At 61.0% G+C, this 24,053-nt stretch carries 15 protein-coding genes and 2 tRNA genes; 6 read left to right on the top strand and 11 right to left on the bottom strand.

Features of this window, described 5'->3' with window-relative positions; all coding sequences use genetic code 11:
• Positions 1-104 precede the first annotated feature (104 nt).
• The 7 genes from ACX80D_RS11180 to ACX80D_RS11150 all read right to left on the bottom strand — a co-directional run bounded on the left by ACX80D_RS11180 (position 105) and on the right by ACX80D_RS11150 (position 8,468).
• Positions 105-602: a hypothetical protein gene (locus tag ACX80D_RS11180; protein ID WP_459322742.1), complete on the bottom strand. Its 498-nt coding sequence runs from the start codon at positions 600-602 to the stop codon at positions 105-107.
• A 5-nt stretch (positions 603-607) separates the two neighbouring features.
• Entirely contained in the window at positions 608-1,243 is a 636-nt protein-coding gene (locus ACX80D_RS11175) for a bacterial proteasome activator family protein (RefSeq protein ID WP_459322741.1), read from the bottom strand.
• 136 nt (positions 1,244-1,379) lie between these two features.
• Positions 1,380-1,580 (bottom strand): YbdD/YjiX family protein, encoded by a 201-nt coding sequence (locus ACX80D_RS11170; RefSeq protein WP_459322740.1) that lies wholly within the window; start codon positions 1,578-1,580, stop codon positions 1,380-1,382.
• A 2-nt stretch (positions 1,581-1,582) separates the two neighbouring features.
• On the bottom strand, positions 1,583-3,850 hold the full coding sequence (locus ACX80D_RS11165; RefSeq protein WP_459322739.1) for a carbon starvation CstA family protein: 2,268 nt from the start codon (positions 3,848-3,850) through the stop codon (positions 1,583-1,585).
• A gap of 319 nt (positions 3,851-4,169) precedes the next feature.
• A complete protein-coding gene (locus ACX80D_RS11160) occupies positions 4,170-7,097 on the bottom strand; it encodes an FtsX-like permease family protein (RefSeq protein ID WP_459322738.1) in 2,928 nt (975 codons plus the stop codon).
• 1 nt (position 7,098) lies between these two features.
• Entirely contained in the window at positions 7,099-7,824 is a 726-nt protein-coding gene (locus ACX80D_RS11155; RefSeq protein ID WP_459322737.1) for an ABC transporter ATP-binding protein, read from the bottom strand.
• Positions 7,821-8,468, bottom strand: coding sequence for a PadR family transcriptional regulator (locus tag ACX80D_RS11150; RefSeq protein WP_459322736.1), 648 nt, complete (start codon positions 8,466-8,468; stop codon positions 7,821-7,823). Before ACX80D_RS11150 ends, ACX80D_RS11155 begins: the two co-directional genes overlap by 4 nt.
• A gap of 198 nt (positions 8,469-8,666) precedes the next feature.
• Here ACX80D_RS11150 and ACX80D_RS11145 point away from each other — a divergent pair, with 198 nt between their 5' ends.
• The gene (locus tag ACX80D_RS11145; protein WP_459322735.1) at positions 8,667-9,203 is read left to right on the top strand and encodes a hypothetical protein; all 537 of its coding nucleotides are present in this window, start codon (positions 8,667-8,669) and stop codon (positions 9,201-9,203) included.
• Here ACX80D_RS11145 and ACX80D_RS11140 read toward each other — a convergent pair.
• Positions 9,200-10,183, bottom strand: a complete 984-nt coding sequence (locus ACX80D_RS11140; RefSeq protein ID WP_459322734.1) for an NAD(P)H-quinone oxidoreductase — start codon at positions 10,181-10,183, stop codon at positions 9,200-9,202. The genes ACX80D_RS11145 and ACX80D_RS11140 overlap by 4 nt on opposite strands.
• Positions 10,184-10,279: 96 nt before the next feature.
• Between ACX80D_RS11140 and ACX80D_RS11135 the strand changes: the two genes are divergently transcribed.
• Positions 10,280-10,367 (top strand) — tRNA-Ser (locus ACX80D_RS11135).
• 574 nt (positions 10,368-10,941) lie between these two features.
• A complete protein-coding gene (locus ACX80D_RS11130) occupies positions 10,942-15,801 on the top strand; it encodes an ExeM/NucH family extracellular endonuclease (RefSeq protein ID WP_459322733.1) in 4,860 nt (1,619 codons plus the stop codon).
• A gap of 400 nt (positions 15,802-16,201) precedes the next feature.
• Here the strand turns inward: ACX80D_RS11130 and ACX80D_RS11125 are convergent, their stop codons facing one another.
• A complete protein-coding gene (locus ACX80D_RS11125) occupies positions 16,202-18,172 on the bottom strand; it encodes an FAD/NAD(P)-binding protein (RefSeq protein ID WP_459322732.1) in 1,971 nt (656 codons plus the stop codon).
• 198 nt (positions 18,173-18,370) lie between these two features.
• Here ACX80D_RS11125 and ACX80D_RS11120 point away from each other — a divergent pair, with 198 nt between their 5' ends.
• From ACX80D_RS11120 to ACX80D_RS11110, 3 genes are all read left to right on the top strand, one after another.
• A complete protein-coding gene (locus ACX80D_RS11120; protein ID WP_459322731.1) occupies positions 18,371-20,521 on the top strand; it encodes a prolyl oligopeptidase family serine peptidase in 2,151 nt (716 codons plus the stop codon).
• Positions 20,522-20,614: 93 nt separating this feature from the next.
• Positions 20,615-20,702, top strand: a tRNA-Ser gene (locus ACX80D_RS11115).
• Positions 20,703-21,086: 384 nt separating this feature from the next.
• Positions 21,087-21,758 (top strand): FadR/GntR family transcriptional regulator, encoded by a 672-nt coding sequence (locus ACX80D_RS11110; protein ID WP_459322730.1) that lies wholly within the window; start codon positions 21,087-21,089, stop codon positions 21,756-21,758.
• 223 nt (positions 21,759-21,981) lie between these two features.
• On the opposite strand, the gene ACX80D_RS11105 is transcribed toward ACX80D_RS11110, so the two are convergent.
• Both ACX80D_RS11105 and ACX80D_RS11100 read right to left on the bottom strand, forming a co-directional pair.
• Positions 21,982-22,956, bottom strand: coding sequence for a substrate-binding domain-containing protein (locus ACX80D_RS11105; RefSeq protein ID WP_459322729.1), 975 nt, complete (start codon positions 22,954-22,956; stop codon positions 21,982-21,984).
• A 59-nt stretch (positions 22,957-23,015) separates the two neighbouring features.
• Positions 23,016-24,038, bottom strand: a complete 1,023-nt coding sequence (locus ACX80D_RS11100) for an ABC transporter permease (RefSeq protein WP_459322728.1) — start codon at positions 24,036-24,038, stop codon at positions 23,016-23,018.
• Positions 24,039-24,053: the final 15 nt, after the last annotated feature.

The following is a 24,053-nucleotide window of genomic DNA, read 5'->3' as shown; positions in this document are numbered from 1 at the left end:
TCGTAATCGATCAAAGGGCAGGCTAATCTCTCAAAAGACTAATTGTGACGCAGCTCACCGTTGCGTTGGTGGATTTCGAGGGACTTCTATGTGCGCGAGACAGCTTACTGCTGAGTAGATGACGTTCCGTGTAGCAACTCCCCGGCTCGCGTTATGTGCTGGCGCACCAGATCCGCCTTGAGTTCCACGGCGACAGGAGTGCCCACACCCAGCCGCAGCAAGGCCAAGGACTCAGCCGTTGCAGCCAGCGCGTTGCCCGCCCGGGACAGTTCCCGGTGAACGTCATTGAGGTAACCGCCTGTCCCGGCGGGGATTTCCATACCTTCACTGGGGCCAAGTACCTGCGCTTCCATAGCGAGGCCGCGCACTACCGGCAGAAGATCGGCGAGCTGGTCTGCGAGCGTCACCATCGCGTCGTAATGATGGGGGGCAGGCGCGGTGGCGGCGGAAGCCGCCTCCGTTTCCGCGAGCCCTTCAAGCATTTGGTGGAAGCGGTCTAAGCCGCGGCGAAAACGGTCGTGGGCTCGGCGCCAGACACCCTTACCGAGTTCGTTATCATCCCGCTTGGCCTGCCGGCCCGCACTAAAAAGTCCTTTGAGCATGGGCGTCAGAGGTACTGTCCGGGGCCGCCGGAATCGGTGTTTCCGGCCCGCCCGTAACTCGCTTCGCCGGGGGCAACCTGCTGGCCACCCGGCCCAGCGGGCGCGCGCTGCGGCTCACCATTGGGGCCCACAACAACACCGGGGGCGATGACGGTTCCGGGCGGCAACTGGTGCTGGGCCAAGCGCGACGCTGTCTGCTGATTCATCATGGCCTGCGCCGCCATAGTGGTTTGAATACCGTGGAAGAGTCCCTCCAACCAGCCCACCAACTGCGCCTGGGCAATGCGCAGCTCGGCATCTGTGGGCGTCCGATCATCCGTCAGCGGCAGGCTGAGCCGGTGCAATTCCTCCACAAGCTCAGGCGCCAGCCCGTCCTCAAGCTCCGCAATGGAAGCATGGTGAATCTCGGCGAGGCGAGCCCGTGCAGCGTCGTCCAGCGGCGCGCTCTTCACCTCATCCAAAAGCTGCTTGACCATGGTGCCAATCCGCATGACCTTCGCAGGCTGGTCCACCATCGCCGCAACGTTGGCCGGCTTCTTTGTAGCGGCGGGCTCCTGCGCTACTGCACCGTCCAGAACACCTGCCATTACCTTGTCCGCGGCCGCATCGTCGGGGGCCGGGATCTGCGCCTTTTCACTCATAACGCCAGTCTCTCACGTGAGGGCAACATCCGGCCGGGCCACCACCGACACTCTTAAATCCGTGCCCTTAAACCACGGACGACGGCGGGTGAGCTCACCCGCCGTCGTACTTGGCTTTCAAACACTGCCCGTAAATCTAACAGCAGCGACCTTCAGGGTTGGCGTCCTGGCGGTCGGTCTTGTCGCGCCAGAACTCCTTGATATTCATGGGCTCGGTGGCGCAGCCCGTGGCCTGGTGGTGGTCAAGATACTTCTCATAGGAATCCTCGCCGAGGACCCCCTTGAGATAGGAGTTGACGGCACTCAGGCCACGGCTGGCGCTACGCAAGAGATCCATGATTAGTGTCCGGACCGGGCCGACTGCTTGCCGGATTCTGCCCATTCCTTCACGAGCGCCTTCTCAGCGGCGTTGGGAAGCACCGAGGCAGGAGCGAAGATCCGGGAGACTACGGCCGGGTCTTCCTTACTGGGTCCGCCGCCGGCCTTGATAGCGCGGATGGTGACCAGGATGGCCGTGGCAATCACAATCAGGGACAGCACCACGAAGATGATGGACAGGCTGCCCTGAACGAAGGTGTTCCGAACCACTGCTTCCATGGCCTCGACGGTCTTGGCCGTACCGTGGCTGGTTTCGCCGTTAGCCAATGCCGTCTTGAACGCGGTGTGCTGAGCCCAGTAACCTACGGCCGGAACCGGCGAGAAGATCTTCTGGAAGGAAGCAACCACTGTCACGACGGTGACGAAGACGAGCGGCAAAGCCACCATCCACAGGTACTTCACGTGCGTGTTCTTGGAAACGATCACCAAGCAGACAGCCAGCGCAATGGCCGCCAACAGCTGATTCGCGATACCGAACAGCGGGAACAAGGTGTTGATGCCGCCGAGCGGATCGGTGACACCCATGATGAGGATCGCGCCCCAGCCAGCCACCATGATGCCCGTGGTAATCCACGAGCCCAAGCGCCAGGAGGTGTCCTTGAACTTGGGGACAAAGTTACCAATGGAGTCCTGGAGCATGAAGCGCGCAACACGAGTTCCGGCGTCGACCGCGGTGAGGATGAACAGCGCCTCAAACATGATGGCGAAGTGGTACCAGAAGCTCATCATCGCCTGGCCGCCAGCAACCTGCTGCATGATGTGTGCCAAACCAACGGCGAGCGTGGGTGCGCCACCGGTGCGCGAGACGATCGACTCTTCGCCGACGTCGGCCGCGGTTTGCGCCAGAGTGGCCGGATCAACGTGGACGCCGGTCAGTCCCAGCGAGTTCACGAATGCTGCAGCGCCTTCGATGGTGCCGCCAGTGGCTGCGCCGGAGGAGTTCATGGCGAAGTAGATGCCGCGGTCAATGGAGAGCGCCGCGACGAGTGCCATGATGGCCACGAAGGACTCCATGAGCATTCCGCCGTAGCCAATGTATCGGGCCTGGCGTTCCTTTTCGATCAGTTTCGGTGTGGTGCCGGAGGCGATCAGGGCGTGGAAACCGGAGAGCGCGCCACAGGCGATGGTGACGAACAGGAACGGGAACAGTGCGCCGGAGAAGACCGGGCCGTCGCTGCGGCCAGCGAATTCGCTGAATGCCGGGACGTTAATGGTGGGGCGGACCAGCACAATGGAGCCGGCCAGCATCACAATGGTGCCGATCTTCATGAACGTGGAGAGGTAATCGCGCGGGGCCAGCAGGAGCCAGACCGGCAGGATGGCGGCGATGAAGCCGTAGATGATGATGGCCCAAGCCAAGGTGGTGCGGTCCAGGTGGAAGGTGGCAGCGCCCCATTCGGTAGCTGCGACCATTCCGCCGCCAACAATTGCGGCCAGCAAGAGCACGACGCCGATCAAGGAGACTTCCATGACCTTGCCAGGGCGCAGGTAGCGCAGGTAGACGCCCATAAACAGTGCTATCGGGATGGTCATGGAGACCGAGAAGACGCCCCACGGGGATTCGCCCAAAGCGTTGACAACTACCAGTGCCAGGATCGCGACGATGATGATCATGATCAGCAAGGTGGCGATCAGGGCTGCGGTGCCGCCGATGACGCCGAGTTCTTCGCGAGCCATCTGGCCCAGTGAACGGCCGCCGCGGCGCATGGAGAAGTGCAGGACCAGGTAATCCTGAACCGCACCGGCAAGCACGACGCCGACGATGATCCAGATAGTGCCGGGCAGGTAACCCATCTGGGCTGCCAGAATGGGGCCCACGAGGGGGCCAGCGCCAGCAATAGCGGCGAAGTGGTGGCCGAAGAGGACGTTGCGGTCGGTAGGGACAAAGTCCTTGCCGTCTGCCTTGTACTCGGCCGGGGTGGCGCGCTTGTCATTGGGCCGAACCAGGAACTTCTCAATGACCTTGGAGTAGAAACGGTAAGCGATCAGATAGGTACATACTGCGGCGAAAACAAACCAAATGGCGTTGACGGTTTCCCCGCGGACAACGGCCAAGACAACCCAGGCGACACCGCCCAACAGTGCAATGGCTGCCCAAAGGGCAATCTTGATCGGGGTCCACTTGTGCGCTTGGGCCTCTTCTTCGAGGTCCACAGCAACGGGTGGAAGATCCGGATCCTGGACTAAGACATCGGCTGATTGCGCAGCCCTGTTCGACGGCAATGTCATGTTATTCCCTACGCTAAGACTTCATTTACGGCCTTTTGAGAGTAGGCATAGGTTATGGGTCACAGTGCCGATGTGGTGGTAATCATGCATATGATGCGGCGAGTGGTAGTGAATGCGCGGCCAGCGGCACCCGGTTGCCACTAATTGGTGAGTGGGGGTGGCTAAGTCGGGTGCTGGGCGAGAGTGCAAAGCGGGCGCTGGGCACATTGCAAAACTTGGGCTGGGGTTAGCCACGAAAACGGCTGTGTAACTACCGATTTCGCGGCTAACCCCAGCCCACGTTATTTCTCTGTGAGGCTTTAGTGCGTTCTTGCTGGGATCAGACCAGGGTTTGGCGCCTAGTCATGGGCAACTTGCCCTTGGTGAACACCCACGCAGCTCCCGCACCGAAAAGCGGAACCGCAATGGCCAAGGCCCCGAGCTGCAGCCACGGAATCTCGATGGCAAAGCCACGTAGCTGGGCGAGCACCACCACAGTGGGGATGGCGCCGGCAATGACGCCCAAGACCGTACCTAGCAGCGCCGTCATGAGAGTCTGTGACCCGGAAATGGCCTTGCGGAGTTTGGTATCCGCCCCAATGCTGGCCAGGGTGGCGTGATCGTCGCGACCGTCGGCGAGCGCCAAACCGGCGGTGATTCCAGCGGCACTGAGCGTGATGAGCGCACCGCCGATGACAATGAACCAGAGGATGGTGGCCATATTGCTGGGCGGACCCGTTTCAATATGAATGTAATTGTTCTGGCCCATCAATGGCGTCATGACCGATTGCAGTTGGTCCTTGTCCGCTTGATTCAACGGTTGGGGAACGTTGACCAGCAGCACTTGGTCGCTGACGGGCATCTTGATGGCTTCCGCCGTAGCGGGAGAGATCACGCCAAAGAATTGGAGGTCTTTCTCCGGCGCTTCCACCACCGCCGGGAGGTTGTGCGCCGTGAGCGGCGTTAGTTGCTGGCGCAGGTACTGGGTGGCAGGATCGTCCGGGTTAAACCCTCCCCAATTTACTTCAGCGTTGGGATCGTAACTAATGATCTTGGCCGTATTGTCCGGTTGCAGATACAACCTGTTGGTGAGCACCATACCTCCGGCAGCCAAGGCTTGCTTTGACTCAGCGGTGGGAGCATGGCCGAGCAATGTGGTCAGCTCCGCTTCACCACCCACCACTATGGCGGGAAGACTGGAGCCATAATTGGCATCGCTCATGGGCCCTGTGCAGCGCCAGTCGTCAAGGTCTGCAGGTCTGAAGTCCAGTTCGAGTTTGCAGCGGTTGGCAATAGGTTCGGCCACTGTCCACTTGGGGCAGACCGCCTGGTTGGGTAGTTCCTCCCCTTGATTGGCCGTCCGGGCGTTCTGCACATCAAGGTCACATTGGTTCTCTCGTGGAGTTCCGCGCAGCAATTCTGTGGTGGCAGTAATGCCCAATTCCTCTTTCAGGAGCTTGGTAGCCGCCACTGGGTCTACGGTTTTTAGCTCCGCCGAATCGCTCGACATTGCCCCACCACCCATATCAACATAGTTGTAGTCAACAAACTGCAGCGGAACCCCACCTTGGTTCATGTTGTACTGCCATTGGTGGTTGTCGCTGGAGTCCTGCATGGCACTGGCAATGCCCACCATGAGCGCACCCGAGAGCGTCGCGGCGGCCAGCACCGCAGCCACTGCGGGCACTGTACGGCCACGGTTACGGGCTGAATCCCGTGCCGCCAACCGCAGCGGTACCGGCAACCACGCCGTTTTAGTGGTCAGTAATTCAATGAGCCGGCCCGTCATGAGAATCAGTGCGAACACCAACAACACCGCACCAACTACCACCAGCCCGGCAAGCCATGGCCCCCACACATACTGATCATCTCTACCGCGCAGGGCAACTGTGGCTGCGCCGGACGCCGCCATGCACACCGCTGACAGAATCAGCAGCCCGAACCCGATACGTGTACTCCACTTGGCCGGAGCATCAGCCGTACGTCCGGACTTCAAAGCCGCGAGGGTGGCCTGTTTTGCCACAGCGCGAGCTGGCACCATGGCGGCAACTAGCCCCGCCACAACGCCCAGCAAAATCAGGCCAAGGGCGGGCAGCCACATGAGATGCAGCCCCGAAAACATGACGTTGCCTTGGCTGCGAATCACCAACACCACCACGGCAGCCGCAATGCTGCCCAGCACGGCTCCAATGACGCCGCCAGCCAGTCCTAGCCACAAACCACTGGCCGTCACGGTGGCGCGCACCATGGAACTCTCAGCCCCAGAAGCTGCCAACAACGCCAAATCACGCTGTTGTTTGCGAGCGCCCACGGCGAAAGCAGCGCCAGCCAGCAACCCCACTTCCAACAGTGCCAGCACGCCAATGAGCCCGCCCATCAACAGCATGGACGCCATGCTTGAGGTACGCCAGTCATCCTGCATGTACTTCGCATCCGCCCCCAGCTCCGCTTTGGACGGCGGATCCAGAATCAGGCTGCGGGAGGTCAAGACAACACCTTGGGCGTTAAAGGCCTTCGCATCAGCCCACTTCAAAGCCTGCTCTCCCACCAAATAAATAGTGGCCGGTCCCAAATCCTCGACCGCCTCAGTCGGTATCTGCTCCGACTTCAGGAACAGATACGATTCGGCGTCCCCTTGGTCCTCCGGGCGGATGGTGCCGACAACGGCGAAGGTGCCGGCCGACGTCGTCAATTCATCGCCGAGCGCTACATCGAAGCGTTCCAGCAGGCCGCGGGTTCCCAAGGCTTGCGAGCCGGTGGTGGGGGCAACGCCGTCGAGCAGTGTGTATTTACCCTTGAAAGCGGGGTTCAGCACGTCGGTGACCGTGGCGCTCAGTTCTACTTGCGCCTTGCCAACTGGCGTGTGCAGGGTGGTGGACTGCCACGGAAGTGCGGTGAATCCTGCCGGAACGGCATTAGTGGGTGCGGTGGGAACGAAGCTGGAATCGGATTCATTGAGGGACATCCCGCCGCCATGTCCGGAGGCATCACCGGCCACGTCCTGAACGGTCGTGGAGTTCTGGGCGTGCATATCGGCAATGCGGCCCTGGGTCGCACCGAGCTCCATGGCGACCGTCTCGGCGCTCGTGGGCAACGTGCTCATGCCCACGGTGGCAGCGAAGGACATGGCAAAAATGGGCAGGGCAATGAGCGCGATGATGAGTGCCGAGCGGCCTTGGTGGCGGCGGATATCGCGCCACGCCATTTTCAGGGCTACCTTGAGCCGGTGCCGCCCGCCGCCCTTGACGGGGCTGAGGTCAAGCGCCATCTCAGTGGGCCAATCCGGCGAGCAATACCGAGGGGTCCTGTTGGGAGGCGGCTTCATCCACAATGCGGCCGTCCTTCAGGAACACCACGCGGTCTGCCCAGCCTGCGTGCCTAGCCTCATGAGTAACCATAACGACGGCGGCCCCGGCCTCGGCGCGGTTCCGCAGCACCTCCAAAATGCCGTCCCCGGTGGCTGAATCCAGCGCGCCCGTGGGCTCATCGGCCAGAATCAGCCTGCGTTGGCCCACAATGGCGCGGGCAATGGCCACACGCTGTTGCTGCCCGCCGGACATTTGATCCATGAACCTATCTGCTAAATCTTCAATCCCCACCAGCCGGAGGGCGTCCTTCGCTTGGCGGCGGGCCTTGCGGGCCGGTGTGCCATCGAGTTCGCGTGGCAGGGCCACGTTCTCAGATGCGGTCAGGGTGGGGACCAAGTTGAAGTCCTGGAACACGTAACCCACCGCCCTGCGCCGGAGGCGGGCCAGTTCGTTGATGCTCAGCCCGCCCAACGGCGTGCCCTCAACGAACACCTCACCGCTGGTGGCCTGATCGAGCCCGCCGGCAAGTGTCAGCAGTGACGATTTTCCAGAGCCAGAGGGCCCCATGACGGCCACAAATTCTCCGGTACTGACGGTCAAGTTCACATTGCGCAGCGCGGCAACGGACATGGCGCCCTCGCCATAAGTGCGACTGACGCCAGCTAGCTGCAGGATCTCGTTGCTCATGGTGCGACCGCCCGTTCCGTAGCTGCTGCGGTTGTGGTTGCTGTTCCTGTTCCTGTCGCTGTCACTGTTTTGGGAGCAGTGGCCGACGCGGCGCGCTTGGCCATCCACCCTTCGCAGTGATCGAGCCAGCGAACTTCGGCCTCAGTGGTGAAGATGAGCGAATCGAGAACAAGTAACCACGCGGCGTCATTAGCACTGCCAGTTCCCGGATCCGAGGTCAGCCCGGTGCCCGCATTCGTGGCGGCTGCGCGGCGTTGGCGCGTGTAATCCTGCAGGAGTTTCATGGACGCAGTGCGCTGAGCCTGAACGACGGCGGCAACGTCCACGTCATCAAGGGTCAAGGCCAGCGCTAATTTGATGGCCAGCTCATTGCGTGGCGGGTTACTCGCGGCAACAGGAGCTGCGAACCAGCTCATCACCTCAGCACGCCCGGCGGCAGTGATGCTGTAGATGACGTGACCTTCGCCGTCGTCCCCGTCCTTTTCCACCAGCTCATCCCGCTCCAAGCGGTCAAGGGTGGTGTAGACCTGCCCAATATTCAGCGGCCAGGTGGAGCCGGTGCGCTCCTCGAATTCGCCGCGCAACTGATAGCCATAACGCGGACTTTCCTGTAATAAAGCCAATAACGAATGTTTGATGGACATCAATTGCCCCCTCAGATCGGCGAGACGGCCCCCAATGAACAGTCCCGACAACGGCATACATACCGCGTATAGCAAATATAGCTACTGAGTATGGTGATGGCAAGGACTGGGCTTACTGCGTTATGACCGCGGGGGGGCTTGCTAACGTTTAAATCATTCGAAAGGACAAGAGATCCAGTGATTCCAAACTTTGCAGCAATGTCTGAAGGACACCTGTTCTTTGTAATATTTATGCCGATTGTGGCTGCCGCCAGCTTCTATTACGCCTGGCGAGGGCTCCGGGGCACGCGGCGCAGCTGGGTCTTTAGCCAATATTTCTACACCCAATCTCGCTCCTCCAGAAATCTGAATAACTTGCCACTCAGGGCCGCAGCGGGCGGCGCCTTCGCCCTGACGATGTGGTTCGACACTGCTGCCGAATACACCAATTACCCCGAACTCGCGAAGGGCTGGCCCATTATGACGGCTTGGGCAATCACCTGCTTGCCCGCGATCCTTGGCGGGATCTGGTGGCCACCATTCCTGGGTCCGCGATGGTACCGCGACTGGCATGCCAGGACACCAACGGGTCAGCGACGCGGACAGGCACTGCCCTACTCCGCCGACGAACTCGCCCAGGCCGATGCGTTACCCGATGGTAGGGCCAAGCAGCGCCGTATCTTAGACATAGAGCGTTGCAAGGGCCTCCTGCAAGCTCTGCGAATGGATCATCAGCGTCGAGGCCAGAAGCGCTAAAGCGTCAGCAGCACCTTGCCAACGTGCTCACCGGAATCAAGATATTCGTGCGCAGCCGCCACTTGCACCAGCGGGAAAGTCCTGTCCACCATAGGCTTGACCGCACCACTGGCAACCAGCGGCCAGACGTGCTGTTGCACAGCTTCCATAATGGCTTGCTTTTCCTCAACTGGCCGCGCACGCAACGTGGTACCGATGATGGCCGCACGCTTGGTGAGCAGCGCACCCAAGTTGAGCTCCCCCGTCGCACCTCCCTGCAAGCCAATGACTACTAGGCGGCCATAGGTTGCCAGGGCAGCCACATTGCGTGCCAGATATTTGGCGCCAACGACGTCGAGAATCACGTTTGCGCCTTGGCCCTCGGTAAATTCCATGACCCGCTTTTCGAAGTCCTCGGTGCGGTAATTGATGGCGAGATCGGCTCCGAGGTAGCTGGTGAGCATGGCGACTTTCTCGTCGCTACCGGCCGTGGCGATAACTCTGGCACCGGCTGCTTTGGCGAGCTGGATGGCCATGGCACCCACGCCGCCGGCGCCGCCGTGAATGAGGACAGTCTCGCCAGCCTGAAGCTGCGCCGTCATGAACAGGTTTGAGTGAACCGTGGCGGCAACCTCGGGCAGACCTGCGGCGGAAATCACATCAATTCCCTCGGGCAATGGCAGTACCTGACCGGCAGGAACGCACACCTGAGCCGCATAACCGCCACCTGTGAGCAAGGCCACAACCTTCTGCCCAATGCTGAACGGCTTGGTCACGTTCGTGCCAAAGGCGGCAATTCGGCCGGAGACTTCCAGGCCCAAAATGTTCGAAGCACCGGGCGGCGGCGGGTAGAAACCACGGCGCTGCTGCACGTCTGCGCGGTTGATTCCCGCGGCAATCACGTCAATAAGCACCTCACCGGGGCCAGGCTGCGGCGCGGGGACCTCGGACATCGCCAGAACCTCCGGCCCGCCAGCACCCGTTGTAACAATCGCCTTCATAACCTTCTCCATTGCCGTTTTCACCCTGCGAATCTTCAAGAGGGCCGCCACTCATTTTGGTGGCATGGCCCTGCTTATGAAACACTACTAGGGTAAGGAAGGTTGTCCGAGCGGCCGATGGAGCTGGTCTTGAAAACCAGTGTGCGGTAACCCCGTACCAAGAGTTCGAATCTCTTACCTTCCGCGCTAAAAGAGGGAAGTAATCTCATCACGAGATTGCTTCCCTTTTGCGTTTCCCGGGTTAAGGGTCGGCGGGCGGGCGTTTCCGGTTTAGTGGCCTCCGCGAGTCCGATTTAGCGGGTTAGTCTCCGCGAGTCCTCAGCTCTGGCCCCCTGAGAGCGATTTAAGGGGCCAGATCTGAGGTCTCGCGGTGAGAGGTTTCCTCATGCGCTGCAATGGGCGCAGGCGCTGGCGACGTATATAAGTGCGTAGCGACGGGTCCGCACCGACAACACACACCACGCACATAAAAGCACTTTTCGTGGCCCCCAAGAGTCAACTTCTTCGCACAGTTAAGCGCGTAATGCAGCTCACAACGCACACTAGTGACCAAATTCGGCCAAGTTGAGTCATAGTGTCCCTGTTTGCTTGACCGTCGTTGTGTGTTCATGGAGGATTCACTCGTATGTGATTCGCTCAGACGCATGACTGCTTTGCGTCCCGTTGCACGAAGCCTTTTGGCTCCTTTTCAACGCACGAACTGCAGCCGATCATCACTCATGGCACAACGATGTGCCGCCCTTTCGAGAGTTGGAGACATGACGAGCAACAACTTCTACAAGGCAGGATTGGGGGCCGCCTTGGCCCTTGGACTCGCCGTGGCCCCGCTGGCGATCTCGCCGGCTTTGGCTAACGATGTTCCCGAAACAACCGAAACAACGGCCGCTGTTAGCACCGAATCAACCGAATCAGCTGCCCCTGAAAGCACACCCGAAACCACGACGGCGGATCCCTCACCGGATCTGGCACCGGATCTGGCACCGGATCTGGCACCGGAACCCTCCGCAGATGCACCAGCGGCAGCACCACTTGGAACTGAGCCGCTGGCCGCTGCTCCTGCTGCCCCGAACGTCATCATCAATGAGGCCTACCTCAACGGTGGCAGCGCGAACGCCAGCTACAAGAACAAGTTTGTGGAGCTGTACAACCCCACGGCTGCCGATATCAATTTGAGTGGCTGGTCGCTGCAGTACCGCTCATCCGGCGGAGATAAGGCACCCACCGGGCTTGCAGCTCTCACAGGCACCATCAAGGCCAATGACTACTACCTGATTAAGGGCAGCTCCAACGCAGACAATGGCTTGGAATTGCCCGCGATCGATGGGGACGCTTCCGGATTCTCCTTCTCAGGTAGCTCCGGCACGTTGATTCTCTCTGACTCAGCCGACAAGTTGCCGGCTGACTTGGCCGTCGGCTCATTGGTTAGCACGGAAGGAGTTGTTGATCTCCTCGGATACGGAGCAAGTAACACTTTCGAAACAGCACCAACCACGGCTGCCAGCGTCACCACTTCGCTGAACCGCACAGCTTTCGCAGACACCGACAATAACTCAGCGGACTTCAGCACCTCAGCTCCCACACCCACCGGCACCGCTGGTGGAGACGAGCCACCGGCACCTCCGGAAGAGGCCGGCGCCAAGACTATCGCCGAGATTCAGGGCGAGGGCGCCAAGAGTCCATTAGAAGGCTCCACCGTCACTACCAAGGGCAAGGTCACCGCGGCCTATCCCACTGGCGGATTCAACGGTTACTTCATTCAGACCCCCGGTACCGGCGGTGACCTTGATATGGCAACACACAAGGCCTCCGACGGTATTTTTATTTACTCCCCCGCAACCGTGGCCAACGTCAAGATTGGCGATTACGTTCAGGTGAGTGGACTTGTCAAGGAATTTGGTGGCGCCACCGGCACCACCATGACCGAGATTGACGTCCCAGAGGATGGAATCACAAAACTGGACGAGGTAGCGGAAGAGGTCAAGGCCGCCGTCGTTGGTGTCCCGGAAACCACGGAAGCCCGCGAAACTCTTGAGGGCATGCTCCTGGCACCCGAGGGCGATTTCACCATCACGGACAACTACTCGCTGAACAACTACGGCGAGGTCGGTTTGGCTGTGGGCACGCAGATGCTGTTGCAGCCCACCGCCGTGGGCCCGGTCGGATCCGATGCCCACACGGCCCAGGTAGCGACGAACGCTGCCAAGGGCATCAAGCTCGACGACGGCGCTAGCACCAACTTCCTCAACGCCGCAGGACAGTCGGTCCCGCTGCCATGGCTCAGCGCCGCAACACCCATGCGTTTGGGATCCACCGGCACCTTCGCCGGGAATGTCATCCTCGATGACCGCAATGGCGCCTACAAGTTCCAGCCGCTGGAAACACTGACACCGGCAAATGCTGGCGATGTGCAACCGATCGCGTTTGGCAACAACCGCGTCGCGACACCCACAGTAGTGGGCGGGGATTTGAAGGTAGCTACTTTCAACGTCCAGAACTATTTCACGCAGACCGGCGACATGAACAACGCCTGCCAGTTCTACAACGACCGCGAGGGCAACCCCATCGCTGTCCGCAGCGGTTGTGATCAGCGCGGTGCTGCGGATGCGGAAAACCTCAAGCGCCAGCAGGACAAGATTGTTGCCGGTATTCACCAGTCCGGAGCCGATGTGCTCTCGCTGGAAGAAATTGAGAACTCGGCCAAGTTTGGCACGGACCGCGATGCGGCACTGGCCACCTTGGTTGCTGCTCTCAACGTCGACGCAGCAGGGGTATGGGATTACGTCCGCTCCCCCGAGGCACGTCCGGCCGTTGACGTAGAAGACGTCATCCGCACCGCGTTTATTTACAGGAAAGCCGTAGCCGAACCCGTAGGCGACTCCGTGATTTTGGACGATCCTGCCTACACCGGCATTGCCCGCCAGCCACTGGCTCAGGCCTTCACCCTCGCCGGTGATGCAGATTCAGCCAAGATCATCTTGATCGCGAACCACTTCAAATCCAAGGGTTCGGCGGCTACCCCGGATGACACCGATCAGGGCCAGGGTAATTCCAACCTTGCCCGCACCGCCCAGGCCAAAGCCTTGGTGAAGTTCTCCACCCAGTTGCAGGCGTCGCAGGGCACCAACAAGGTCCTGCTCATGGGTGACTTCAATGCCTACACTTTTGAAGATCCCATGCTCGTGATGGCCGCTGCCGGCTACGTTGATCAGGGCGCCAAAACTGGCAAGCACTCCTACGCCTTCGGCGGTATGGTGGGCTCGCTGGACCACATTGTGGCCACCCCGGCTGCCAATGCGCTGATCACCGGTGCGGATATTTGGAACATCAACTCCGCAGAGTCCATTGCCATGGGCTACAGCCGTTACAACTACAACGTCACGAACTTCTATGACGCTTCAGCCTTCGCCGCTTCCGATCACGATCCAGTGGTTGTTGGTCTCACGCTGAGTGGTGCTGCGGCAAACACCAAGGACATCAACCTACTGAACATCAACGATTTCCACGGCCGCATCGACGCCAACACGGTGAAGTTTGCGGGCACAGTGGAGCAGTTGCGTGCCGCAGTGGGGGAAGCTAACACAGCATTCCTGTCCGCCGGTGACAACCTTGGTGCCAGCCTCTTTGCCTCCGCATCCCAGGATGATCAGCCCACCATTGACGTGCTGAACGCGCTGGAACTCCAGACGTCCGCCGTCGGAAATCATGAATTCGACAAGGGCTTTGCGGACCTCACAGACCGCGTCATCCCCGCCGCCGAATGGAGCTACCTCGGCGCCAACGTGTACAAGAAGGGCACCACCACCCCGGCGCTCGATGAGTACAAAATCATTACGGTCGACGGCGTCAAGATTGCCATCATCGGTGCCGTCACCCAAGAGACCCCCACGCTGGTGACTCCCACTGGAATCAACATGCTGGACTTTGGCGATCCCGTTGAAGCCGTGAACCGTGTGGCCAAGAAAATCGTCGACGGCAACCTCGCCGATGTCATCGTGGCCGAATACCATGAGGGCGCCGGCGCAGGTACCCCCGAGAAGGCAACTCTCGAGCAGGAAGTTGCTGCCGAGGGTGCATTCCGCGAGCTCGTCACCAAGACCAGCGCCTCGGTCAATGCCATCTTCACCGGCCACACGCACAAGCAGTATGCCTGGGATGCACCCATTCCCGGTGTTTCTGCTGACGCAGTGGTCAAGACCCGCCCCGTGCTCCAGACAGGCAGCTACGGCGAATTCATTGGCCAGATCGTCTTGACGGTCGACGCTGAGAACAACGTGGTTTCCTACACACAGGGCAATGTGCCCCGCGCAGAGAACGACGACGCGCACCTGATCAACGCCTTCCCCCGTGTTGATGAGGTCGCGACCATTACGGATGCAGCTCTGGCTGCAGCCGAAGAAGCCGGTAGCGTTCCCGTCGGCAAGATCTCCGCTGACATCACCACAGCGCAGACCTACGACGCTGAAACCGACACCTACAAGCGCGATGATCGTGCCAGCGAATCTACGCTGGGCAATCTGGTGGGCAACTCGCTCTTGGACGCCCTGCAAAGTGAGCAGACAGGAGGAGCCGAGATCGGCGTCGTCAATCCTGGTGGCCTGCGTGCGGACTTGCTGTACAAGAACGAAGGACTCGAGGACGGCGTGGTCACGTACGCGGCCGCCAACGCTGTGCTGCCGTTCGTGAACAACCTGTGGACCACCTCGCTCACAGGCGCGCAGGTCAAGACCATGTTGGAGCAGCAGTGGCAGACTAACGCGGACGGCACCATTCCCAGCCGCCCGTTCTTGAATCTGGGCCTGTCCTCCAACGTGGACTACACCTATGATTCCTCCCGCGAGCTGGGCGATCACATCACCTCCGTGGTCATCAACGGTGCACCGCTGGATCTGGCACGTTCCTACCGCGTAGGTACGTTCAGCTTCTTGGCCACCGGCGGCGACAACTTCCGCATCTTCACCGAGGGTTCCAACACCAAGGATTCCGGTCTCATTGACCGCGATGCTTGGATTGCCTACCTCGGCAAGAAGTCTGCCGACGCCCCGATTGCACCTGACTTCTCCCGCCGCGGCGTGGATGTCATCGATGCTCCGGCCACGGTCACCGAAGGTCAGAAAGTCACGCTTAGCTTGAACAAGTTGGATCTGACCTCGCTCGGAACGCCTGAGTCCACATCGGTCACAGTGCGCTACGAGCCTTCGGGCAGCGGCGGCGGAACCGGATTCGCGGTTCTGGCCGCAGCGGTCCTGCCATCCGTGCTGGGCACCTCCCCCGTCACCGACGGAGTTGCAACGCTGAGCTTCACGGTGCCCGCAGAGCTCAACGCGGGCCGCTTCACCATCACCACTGACGGTGGAACGTACGCCCGCCTGCCGATCACCATCCCGGTGACAGCTGGCACGGTTGTTCCGCCCACCACAACCCCGAGCATTTCCCCGTCAAACCCAGCACCTTCAAGCACGACGCCGGGCACCTCACCAGCCGCTGGCGGGGGCAACGGGGCGGGTAATCTTTCCAACACCGGAGCTTCCTCGTTGCCGTTGGGCTTGGGCGCTTTGGTCCTACTCGGAGCCGGTACGGCGGTTGCCGTGGCTAACCGTCGTAAGGCAGCCAAGCACTAGCAGCTCAGCTATAGCGCTGCTGTTCCAACGCTGACCCGCTGACCCGCTGACACGCTGACCCGTAGTGGAGAAGCGAGACTCACAGGATCCTCTTGAGTCTCACTTCTTCGCTGCGGGTCAGCTGCGTTAACTGCTGGCGCGGTGCCGGATGCTTGCCCGGGTGCTTGCCCGGGTGCCGGGTTCCGCGATGACCAATGCCGGCCCGGGGGTAGTTATTACCATTTGCCGCTGGCCGGCCGGGCGCGAATGGTAATGACTACCCCCGGAGCGCGGAGGAGACTGCCTTACCGTCTGCGAATGGTAATGACTACCCCCGGAGCGCGGAGGAGACTGCCTTACCGTCTGCGAATGGTAATGACTACCTCCGGAGCGACGAAGCGGGCAACGCCAGCCAGAAACCTTAGCCCAGGATGGCTGCGGCAATCGCGTCGGCGTCCAGGACAGTGCGGTAACCACTGCGGTACTTCGCAGAGGCCTCAGCCGCGATGGCCGTGCCCCACTGGGTAGAGGACAACTGCAACCCCAGAACATACATCCCCTCAACTGGCACACCTACCCCATCCACCGGCTGGTACGGCGGAGCCGTGACGTCCAAACCACTGGTGGTGACAGGTCCGCCGTCGGACGCCATCATCAGGCGGGGCCGGACAATGCCGTCGGCCAAGAGATTTTGCAGCAAGGGCGAGGCACTGTTTTGCACGTTGTTGGACGGGGCCAGCGCCTCAATCAGGTGGCGCGCCTCCCAGGGGGCATCGGCCACCCACAGAGAACTGGCGGTGAAGACTCCGTGCTGGACGCGGAACACCGGGTCCGGCCCGGTGAAATGAACCACCCCGGCCCGTACCAGCGCCGCCAACTGCTCGACGCGAATCGCTGGCGGACCACTAGCCAAGCCCTCCACGAATCCTTCGAACCAGCCGCGCAACTCACCCAGCCACGACGCCTGGGTGATGCCTCGGTCGGCCACGAGCGATTTCACAATGGCCCGCCCGGCGTTCAGCGCACCAATCGCCATCTTGACCGGGTCATCTTCCCCGAGCGCGGAGCCGGCGGCGTCCGCCACCAGGTACTCCAGCACGGCTGCATCCAATTCCTCATGGGTGGCAAAGCGCCGCCCCGCACTCGGCAGACCGCCGCGATCGGCAAGGCCGGCACGGGTAGCCGCTTGCCCGGAGAGCGGACGGGCCAGTCCAGGCAAATCAAGCACATGACCGTCGCGCACGTGCCGTGCCAGCAACTCGGCGAGCTCCTGCTCCCACGCCGGGGATCCGCCGTCGAGCCCGGTATGGAGCATGGCGTCAAGTTCCGGCAGTAACTCCGGGGTGACCAACTCTGGACGGGTCCTCGCCAGCGTGGTGTAGTACGCCCAGAGCGTGTCGCGGTGCAGCAGCGGCCAAATATCGTGGTCAAAACCGGCGGTGGCCCCCATGGCGCGAATGGCCGCCACGGCGTCCTCGCCCAGGAACCGCAGCGTGATCGACTGCGGATAGTACTCGGCCAGTTCGGCCTTGGCACGGTACGGTGTGCCGCGCCGGGAAGCGCCAACAATAACCGGTTCACGCCCTGAGGCCACGTAGCGCAGAGCCTGCCCCGCAGACTTCCCAGTGTCCTCAAAACGTCCGCCACGACCCTCAGTCAGCTGGCCCACCACATCGAAGAAGTTCAGCCCCATACCGCGCACCAGCACGGTTTCGCCGGCGGGCAGCTGGTCCCAATCCACATCGTTGGGTACGGCCGGGGGCAGGTATGTCAGGCCGTGCTGCCGGGCATCTTCTCGAAGCCCGCGCTGGGCCGGGCTCAGTTTAGACTCCACATGACCGATGGCCAGCACCACCTGATCGGCGTGGAGTTTATGGCCCTCGAGAAGGTCTATCTCGAACCCGCCTCGGGTGTGATTGCGCGCCACGCGCTTCGCTTCCGTGGCGTGATTGAAGAGGCTGACGCCCGCTGGCAAGCTTTCGCGCAACTGCTCAAAACACCAGCTCAGATAGCGGCCGTAGAGGGCGCGGCTGGGGAAACTATTCTCGGCAAGGAGCGCCAATTCCTGCTGATCGCCCTCTGTCAGGCCTGTCCAGGGAATGTCCATTTGGGCCATGCGCCACTGGTTGAAGGTGCACCCAGCAACGGGCACAGCGTCCACGCCTTGGTCCGGAATAAGTGTCGGAAAAAAGCTCTGGGTGTTCATCAAATACAGGCGCGATTGTTCCGTACGCCATACGTGGCCGGCACCCGGAGCAAAGGGGTCAATGAGGTGAATGTGCAATTCCCCGCCACCGCTTTGGGCGCGGCGTGCCAGCAGCCGTTCCACCACGGAGGTCCCGCGGGGCCCCGCCCCCACAATTGCCACCGTCTGTACGCCCAAAGATTCCACTCCTTGAGTTTAACTGACCAGACCTAACGGATCTGTTGCCGCGGAATGTGTCTGGTGTTCCGGGTCCGTGTGGCGGCCCGTGTGGCGGCCCGGCACGAAACCCTGAACGGGCGCGTGGCTAACTCGCAACCACGCGCAGCTCCAGAAGAGGCGTGTGGTTAACTCGCAACCACGCGCAGCTTCAACGAAGATGGTGCCATGACTGAAGCTGCCCTGAGCCCCACACTTACCCCTGAGATTGCCCACGAGATCGCCCCTGAACCTGCCGATGAGAACCTGTGGCTGGAGGACATTCACGGCGAGGATGCCATGAACTGGGTTCGAGAGCACAACGCGCGCACCGATGCCACCCTCGTGAACCCGGCATATACGGCGCTAGAGGCGCGGGTGTTGGAGGTTTTGGATTCCAAGGACAGGATCCCCATGGTGTCCAAGCGCGGCGACTGGTATTACAACTTCTGGCGCGACGAGACGAACCCGCGGGGGCTGTGGCGCCGCACCTCATGGGAAAGCTACCTCCGCGATGCACCTGTTTGGGACGTCCTGCTCGATGTGGATGCGCTTTGCGCCGCCGAGGATGCCCAATGGTTGTGGGCGGGGGCTTCCTTCCTGCGGCCGGCTGCCGGGGAGGAATACCGCCACGCCATGGTGGCTCTCTCCCCCGACGGCGGCGACGCGGTGGCGTACCGCGAATTCGACCTCGCCACGCGAACCTTTGTGACTGGTGGATTTGAACTCCCTGCCGCCAAGACTCGTCTCAGCTGGGTGGATGTGGACACGCTCTACGTAGGCACCGATACCGGCGAAGGCTCCATGACAGTGTCCTCCTACCCCGCCGCAGCACGGGTGTTACGTCGCGGCGAATCTCTCGCCCAGCTGGCCGCGAAGGAACCGCTGTTTTCCGTCCCGTTGGATCACCTCAGCGGCGGCGTCTCCCACAGCAGCACCCCGGGATTCGAACGCGACCTCGCCTACGACGTCTTGGATTTCTACAACAGCCGCAGCTACCTCCGCGTTGGCGATGACTGGGTACACATCGATGTCCCCGATGACATGTCCGTCTCCCTCCATCACGAGTGGCTGCTGCTGCGCCCGCGCACCGACTGGACCGTTTCCGGCACTGTTGATGGCGCTGAAGACGGCACGGTGTACGGCGCCGGAACCCTGCTGGCGATTGAGCTGGACGCGTTCATGTCCGGCAGCCGCGAGCTGACCACCATTTTTGCCCCCTCGGCGTCTGAGTCTTTGCAGTCGTGGAGCTGGACCCGCGACTTCCTGCTGCTGAATTTACTCTCCGATGTGTCTTCCAAAATTTTGGTGCTGGATCCGGCCTCGGACTGGGCCGCCACCGAACTGGACGCCTGCCCACCGCTGCACTCCGTGGATGCCTTTGCCGTTGACGACGAAGACCCCGACGCCGGCAACGACTACTGGCTCGTCGCCACCGGTTACCTCACCCCCACCACGGTGCTGCGCGGCACGCTCAGCCCGCGCGGCACCCAAGGCGCAAAGGCAGCGTTAGTGCGGGAGGCTCCGTCGTTCTTCCCGTCGGAAAACTACCGCGTGGAGCAGCACTTTGCCACCTCCGCCGACGGCACCCGCGTGCCCTACTTTCAAGTGGGGCCAAAGGACCTGAAGCTCGACGGCGCGAACCCCACCTTGCTAGGTGGTTACGGCGGGTTTGAGGTATCGCGGACGCCGGCATACAGCGGCGCGGTGGGGCGCACATGGCTGGAGCGCGGCGGCGTGTACGTGGTTGCGAACATCCGGGGCGGCGGCGAATATGGGCCTAGCTGGCACACCGCCGCGCTACAGGAGAACCGGCACCGCGCGTATGAAGATTTCGCCGCGGTCGCTCGTGACCTGTCGACGCGCGGGGTAGCCTCCCCGGCGCATCTGGGCTGTGCTGGCGGCAGCAACGGCGGACTGCTGGTGGGGAATATGCTCACGCAATATCCGGAATTGTTCGGAGCGATTTCCTGTGGTGTGCCGCTGCTGGATATGCGCCGGTACACGAAGCTGTCGGCCGGTGCGTCGTGGATTGCCGAGTATGGCGACCCGGACGTGCAAGAGCAGTGGGAATTCATCAAGACTATTTCGCCGTACCACTTACTGCGCCCAGGAGTTGGGTATCCTCCCACGTTCATTTGGACCGCAACCTCCGATGATCGGGTGGGTCCGGTGCAAGCGCGGAAGATGGCGGCCCGGATGGAATCCATGGGCATTCCTGTTTGGTTCCACGAGGCCCTTGAGGGCGGTCATGCTGGTGCCGGGAACAACGAACAAGCGGCGCGGCTACATACGGCGTCGCATGAATTCCTGTGGCGCGCACTGACTGGCCAACTCTAATTTTTCAGCTACCCGCCACTCGTTTTGCATTGTGGGCCCTCTACTGGGTAAAGTTTGGGATGCTGGTTAGGGGCTTCTACCTTAGCCAGTGCTGGAGACGTGCCAGAGCGGCCGAATGGGCTTCACTGCTAATGAAGTGTGGGGCACAACTCCACCGGGAGTTCAAATCTCCCCGTCTCCGCAGTATAAAGATGCACCTCTTGATGATAAATCGAGGGGTGCATCTTTGCGTTGCACACCTCTTAAATGTTGACCCCGCTTTGGGGCGCTGGGCGGTTTTGGCGGCGCTGGCGCCAACCGAGATCGGGGTGAGCTGGCGCACTGTCGGGGTCCACCGGGATTTGAAATCGCAGATCATGCGAAATTTCGGCGCGATTCATCGCCTCAGCTGCAGTTTGGAATTCGGGGATCGCGTCAGCTGCAGTTTGGAATTCAAGTTGTGACCGCGGGCCCACGATTCGACCTCGCGGTCAGGCTTCACGGCCGGCCGTCACAATGAGTCTTAGGCCGTAGAGATAGTGCCTACTGTAGGGCACTTCAAACATCAGACCATTAGACTTACGGCATGGCCGTAACTGACGAAGCAATCACCAAGATCAAGGACATGATCATCTCCGGGGAACTCTCGGCCGGTGATCGCCTACCTCCAGAGAAGGAACTCAGCGAGAAACTGGGGCTGTCCCGCAGCTCCCTTCGGGAAGCCGTCAAAGCGCTGGAGATCATTCGAGTCTTGGACGTCCGCCGTGGTGACGGCACCTATGTGACCAGCTTGGAACCCAAACTTCTCACCGAAGCCATGACCTTTATTGTGGATCTGCACCAGGATAAATCCATTCTGGACATCTTTGAGGTCCGACGAATCCTAGAACCTGCTGCCGCCGCGATGGCCGCCACCCGTATCTCGGCTGATCAAATCGCGGCCTTGCGCGCCACGATGGAAAACATCGACGACTCAACCAGTGTGGAATCGCTGGTGGATCACGATCTCATCTTCCACGAACTCATCACCGCAGCTGCTGACAATGCTTATCTAGCCAGCGTCCTGGACGCTCTCTCCAGCAGTACCGTCAGGGCCCGCATCTGGCGCGGCCTCACCCAGGACAAGGCCGTGGACCGCACCCTTGCCGAACACAGCGCCATCATCGAGGCTCTAGAACGCGGCGACGCCGATCTCGCCAAGTCACTGCTCACAGTCCACATCAGCGGCGTGGAGCACTGGCTCCGCCAAGCGCTCTAGCCGCTCTAGCTCGGGTGCACGGGGCGCAGCAAATCGCGTCCGACGGCGCGTCCCGTCCCCCACTTTTGCCCCACCTTCTCTGATGGGAGCCTGGGAGGCTGGGTGGCGGGTTCCCGGCTTCGGACGTTTCATAGGCTTTGGCCCAAACAAAGCGGCCCGTGCCCTCAGCCGGGCCAACCACTCTGGGTTGTTCTGGCTAAGACACGGGCCGTTTCAGCGAGTTCTACTCGTAGAGGTTCGCCGCGATGTCTGCATCGTCGATGTTGATCTTGTCGTACCAGTAGAAGCCGGTGTCGATGACCTTCTCCACGGTTTCGCCCTTGATGGCGGCAACGGCAGCCTTGACGGTCTCATAGCCTATGCCAACGGGGTTCTGCGTGACGGCGCCAGCCATGAGGCCTTCGCGGATGGCATCCATCTGGGCCTTGCCGGAGTCAAAGCCAACAATGACCAGCTTGCCGGTCTTGCCGGCTTCCTTGACCGCGTTGACGACGCCGATAGCGGCACCTTCGTTGGTTCCGTACATGCCAGCCAAGTTCGGGTAAGCGGTCATCATGGACTTTGCGGCGTCGGTGGACTTGGCCTGGTCGCCGTCCGCATACTGGATGTCAACAATCTTGATATCGGGGGCGTTGGCCTTCAAGTAGTCAACGAAGCCGTCGCGGCGGTCGGTGCCTGAGGTTGCCGTCTGGGAGTGACCCACAATGCCGATCTCACCCTTGTTGCCCAACAGCTCAGCCATGTGCTTTGCAGCCTCGGCGGCGGCAGCCTTGTTATCGGTGGATGCAGTTGCCATGGGGATGTCGGACTCAACGCCGGAGTCAAAGGCAATGACGGGGATGTTCTTGCTCTTGGCATCCTGCAGCACGCCTTCGGCTGCCTTGGAGTCCAAGGCAGCCAGTGCCAGCGCCTGCGGGTTCTTCGCCATGGCGTTGTTCAGCTGATCCATCTGCTGCTGAACGTTAGTTTCCTTGTCAGGACCTTCGAAGGAGATCTCAACATCAAATTCCTTAGCGGCCTTCTCAGCACCCTGCTTTACTGACTGCCAGAACTGGTGCTGGAAGCCCTTGGAAACAATGGCGATGTAGGTCTTGCCGTCGCCGCCAGCAGCGGGTGTCTCGGCAGCGGTGTCACAGGCTGCCACGCCTAGCGACAGGGCAGCAACTGAGGCGAGAGCGAGAAATTTTCTTCTTTGCATGGGTATAACTCCTTTGTAATAAACACGTTTGAGACTGAGAAGAAATGCGGTGTAGAAACTTAGTTGGTGGCCTTCTTGCGGCGCATCATGTCCAGGTAAACGGCGAGCAAGATCACCACACCCACCGCAACCTGCTGCCATTCCTGGGGGATGGACATGATGGACAGGCCGTTGGTCAGCACCGACATGATCAGTGCGCCAATGACGGTTCCAATGATGGAGCCCTTACCTCCGGCCAGCGAGGTTCCACCAATGACGACGGCGGCAATCGCCTGGAGCTCCAACCCTGCGCCACCTGCGGGCTGCGCCGAGTTCAACCGCGCCGTAGCAATGACGCCGGCAAGGCCGGTGAAGGAACCTGCAACCGTGTAGATCAGTACAGTCCACTTGGTCACGTTCACACCCGAGAGCGCGGTGGCCTGGACGTTACTTCCGATCGAGTACGTGTAACGGCCCAGCACGGTCTTGGAGAGCAGGAGCCCGGCAACAATGGCTGCGGCAAACAGGATGAACACGGCGTTGGGAATCACCAAGCCCGGGATGGACTTACCCAAGGCGAAGATGCTCTGGAAGCCCTCAACCTCATTGGTGTAGACGGGCTTGGTGCCGGAGATGACCAGGGCTAGGCCCGCGGCCACCATCATCATGGCCAAGGTGGCAATAAAGGAGGGGATCTTCATCACCGCTACCAGAAAACCATTAACGCCACCCATTAAGGCACCGAACAGCACACCACAGATCACGCCCAGGAACATGGGCATGCCCATTTGGGTCATGAATACCGCTGTCATGACCGAGGCCAACGTCATGCCGGTTCCGATGGACAGGTCAATGCCGCCGGTGATGATGACGAAGGTGGTGCCCAGTGCCAGCAGGCCGGTGACCACGGTGGAGAGCAGAATGTTGGAGAGGTTGGCGGCCTGGTAGAAGTTGGAACTTGCCACGGAGAAGAACAGCACCAGGGCCAAGAGGCTAGCGAAGGCCAACAATTGCTGGAAACTGGCCCGCAGGCGGGTGCTTAGTTCGGATTTTTTGTTACTGGCAATCTTGGCAGTTTGCGCAGCGTCCTTTGTCAAGGTCATCTGTGTGCCTTTTCT

This window comes from Arthrobacter sp. Sr24 (genome assembly GCF_054511175.1).
The sequence above is the reverse complement of the archived record's forward strand: the minus strand, read 5'-3'. Positions and strand labels throughout refer to the sequence as shown.

What these genes read in the sequence shown, in the direction of transcription:
- ACX80D_RS11180 (WP_459322742.1), bottom strand. Translation starts at nt 602, where the DNA reads ATGCTCAAAGGACTTTTTAGTGCGGGCCGGCAGGCCAAGCGGGATGAT.
- ACX80D_RS11175 (WP_459322741.1), bottom strand. Translation starts at nt 1,243, where the DNA reads ATGAGTGAAAAGGCGCAGATCCCGGCCCCCGACGATGCGGCCGCGGAC.
- ACX80D_RS11170 (WP_459322740.1), bottom strand. Translation starts at nt 1,580, where the DNA reads ATGGATCTCTTGCGTAGCGCCAGCCGTGGCCTGAGTGCCGTCAACTCC.
- ACX80D_RS11165 (WP_459322739.1), bottom strand. Translation starts at nt 3,850, where the DNA reads ATGACATTGCCGTCGAACAGGGCTGCGCAATCAGCCGATGTCTTAGTC.
- ACX80D_RS11160 (WP_459322738.1), bottom strand. Translation starts at nt 7,097, where the DNA reads ATGGCGCTTGACCTCAGCCCCGTCAAGGGCGGCGGGCGGCACCGGCTC.
- ACX80D_RS11155 (WP_459322737.1), bottom strand. Translation starts at nt 7,824, where the DNA reads ATGAGCAACGAGATCCTGCAGCTAGCTGGCGTCAGTCGCACTTATGGC.
- ACX80D_RS11150 (WP_459322736.1), bottom strand. Translation starts at nt 8,468, where the DNA reads ATGTCCATCAAACATTCGTTATTGGCTTTATTACAGGAAAGTCCGCGT.
- ACX80D_RS11145 (WP_459322735.1), top strand. Translation starts at nt 8,667, where the DNA reads ATGTCTGAAGGACACCTGTTCTTTGTAATATTTATGCCGATTGTGGCT.
- ACX80D_RS11140 (WP_459322734.1), bottom strand. Translation starts at nt 10,183, where the DNA reads ATGAAGGCGATTGTTACAACGGGTGCTGGCGGGCCGGAGGTTCTGGCG.
- ACX80D_RS11130 (WP_459322733.1), top strand. Translation starts at nt 10,942, where the DNA reads ATGACGAGCAACAACTTCTACAAGGCAGGATTGGGGGCCGCCTTGGCC.
- ACX80D_RS11120 (WP_459322731.1), top strand. Translation starts at nt 18,371, where the DNA reads ATGACTGAAGCTGCCCTGAGCCCCACACTTACCCCTGAGATTGCCCAC.
- ACX80D_RS11110 (WP_459322730.1), top strand. Translation starts at nt 21,087, where the DNA reads ATGGCCGTAACTGACGAAGCAATCACCAAGATCAAGGACATGATCATC.
- ACX80D_RS11105 (WP_459322729.1), bottom strand. Translation starts at nt 22,956, where the DNA reads ATGCAAAGAAGAAAATTTCTCGCTCTCGCCTCAGTTGCTGCCCTGTCG.
- ACX80D_RS11100 (WP_459322728.1), bottom strand. Translation starts at nt 24,038, where the DNA reads ATGACCTTGACAAAGGACGCTGCGCAAACTGCCAAGATTGCCAGTAAC.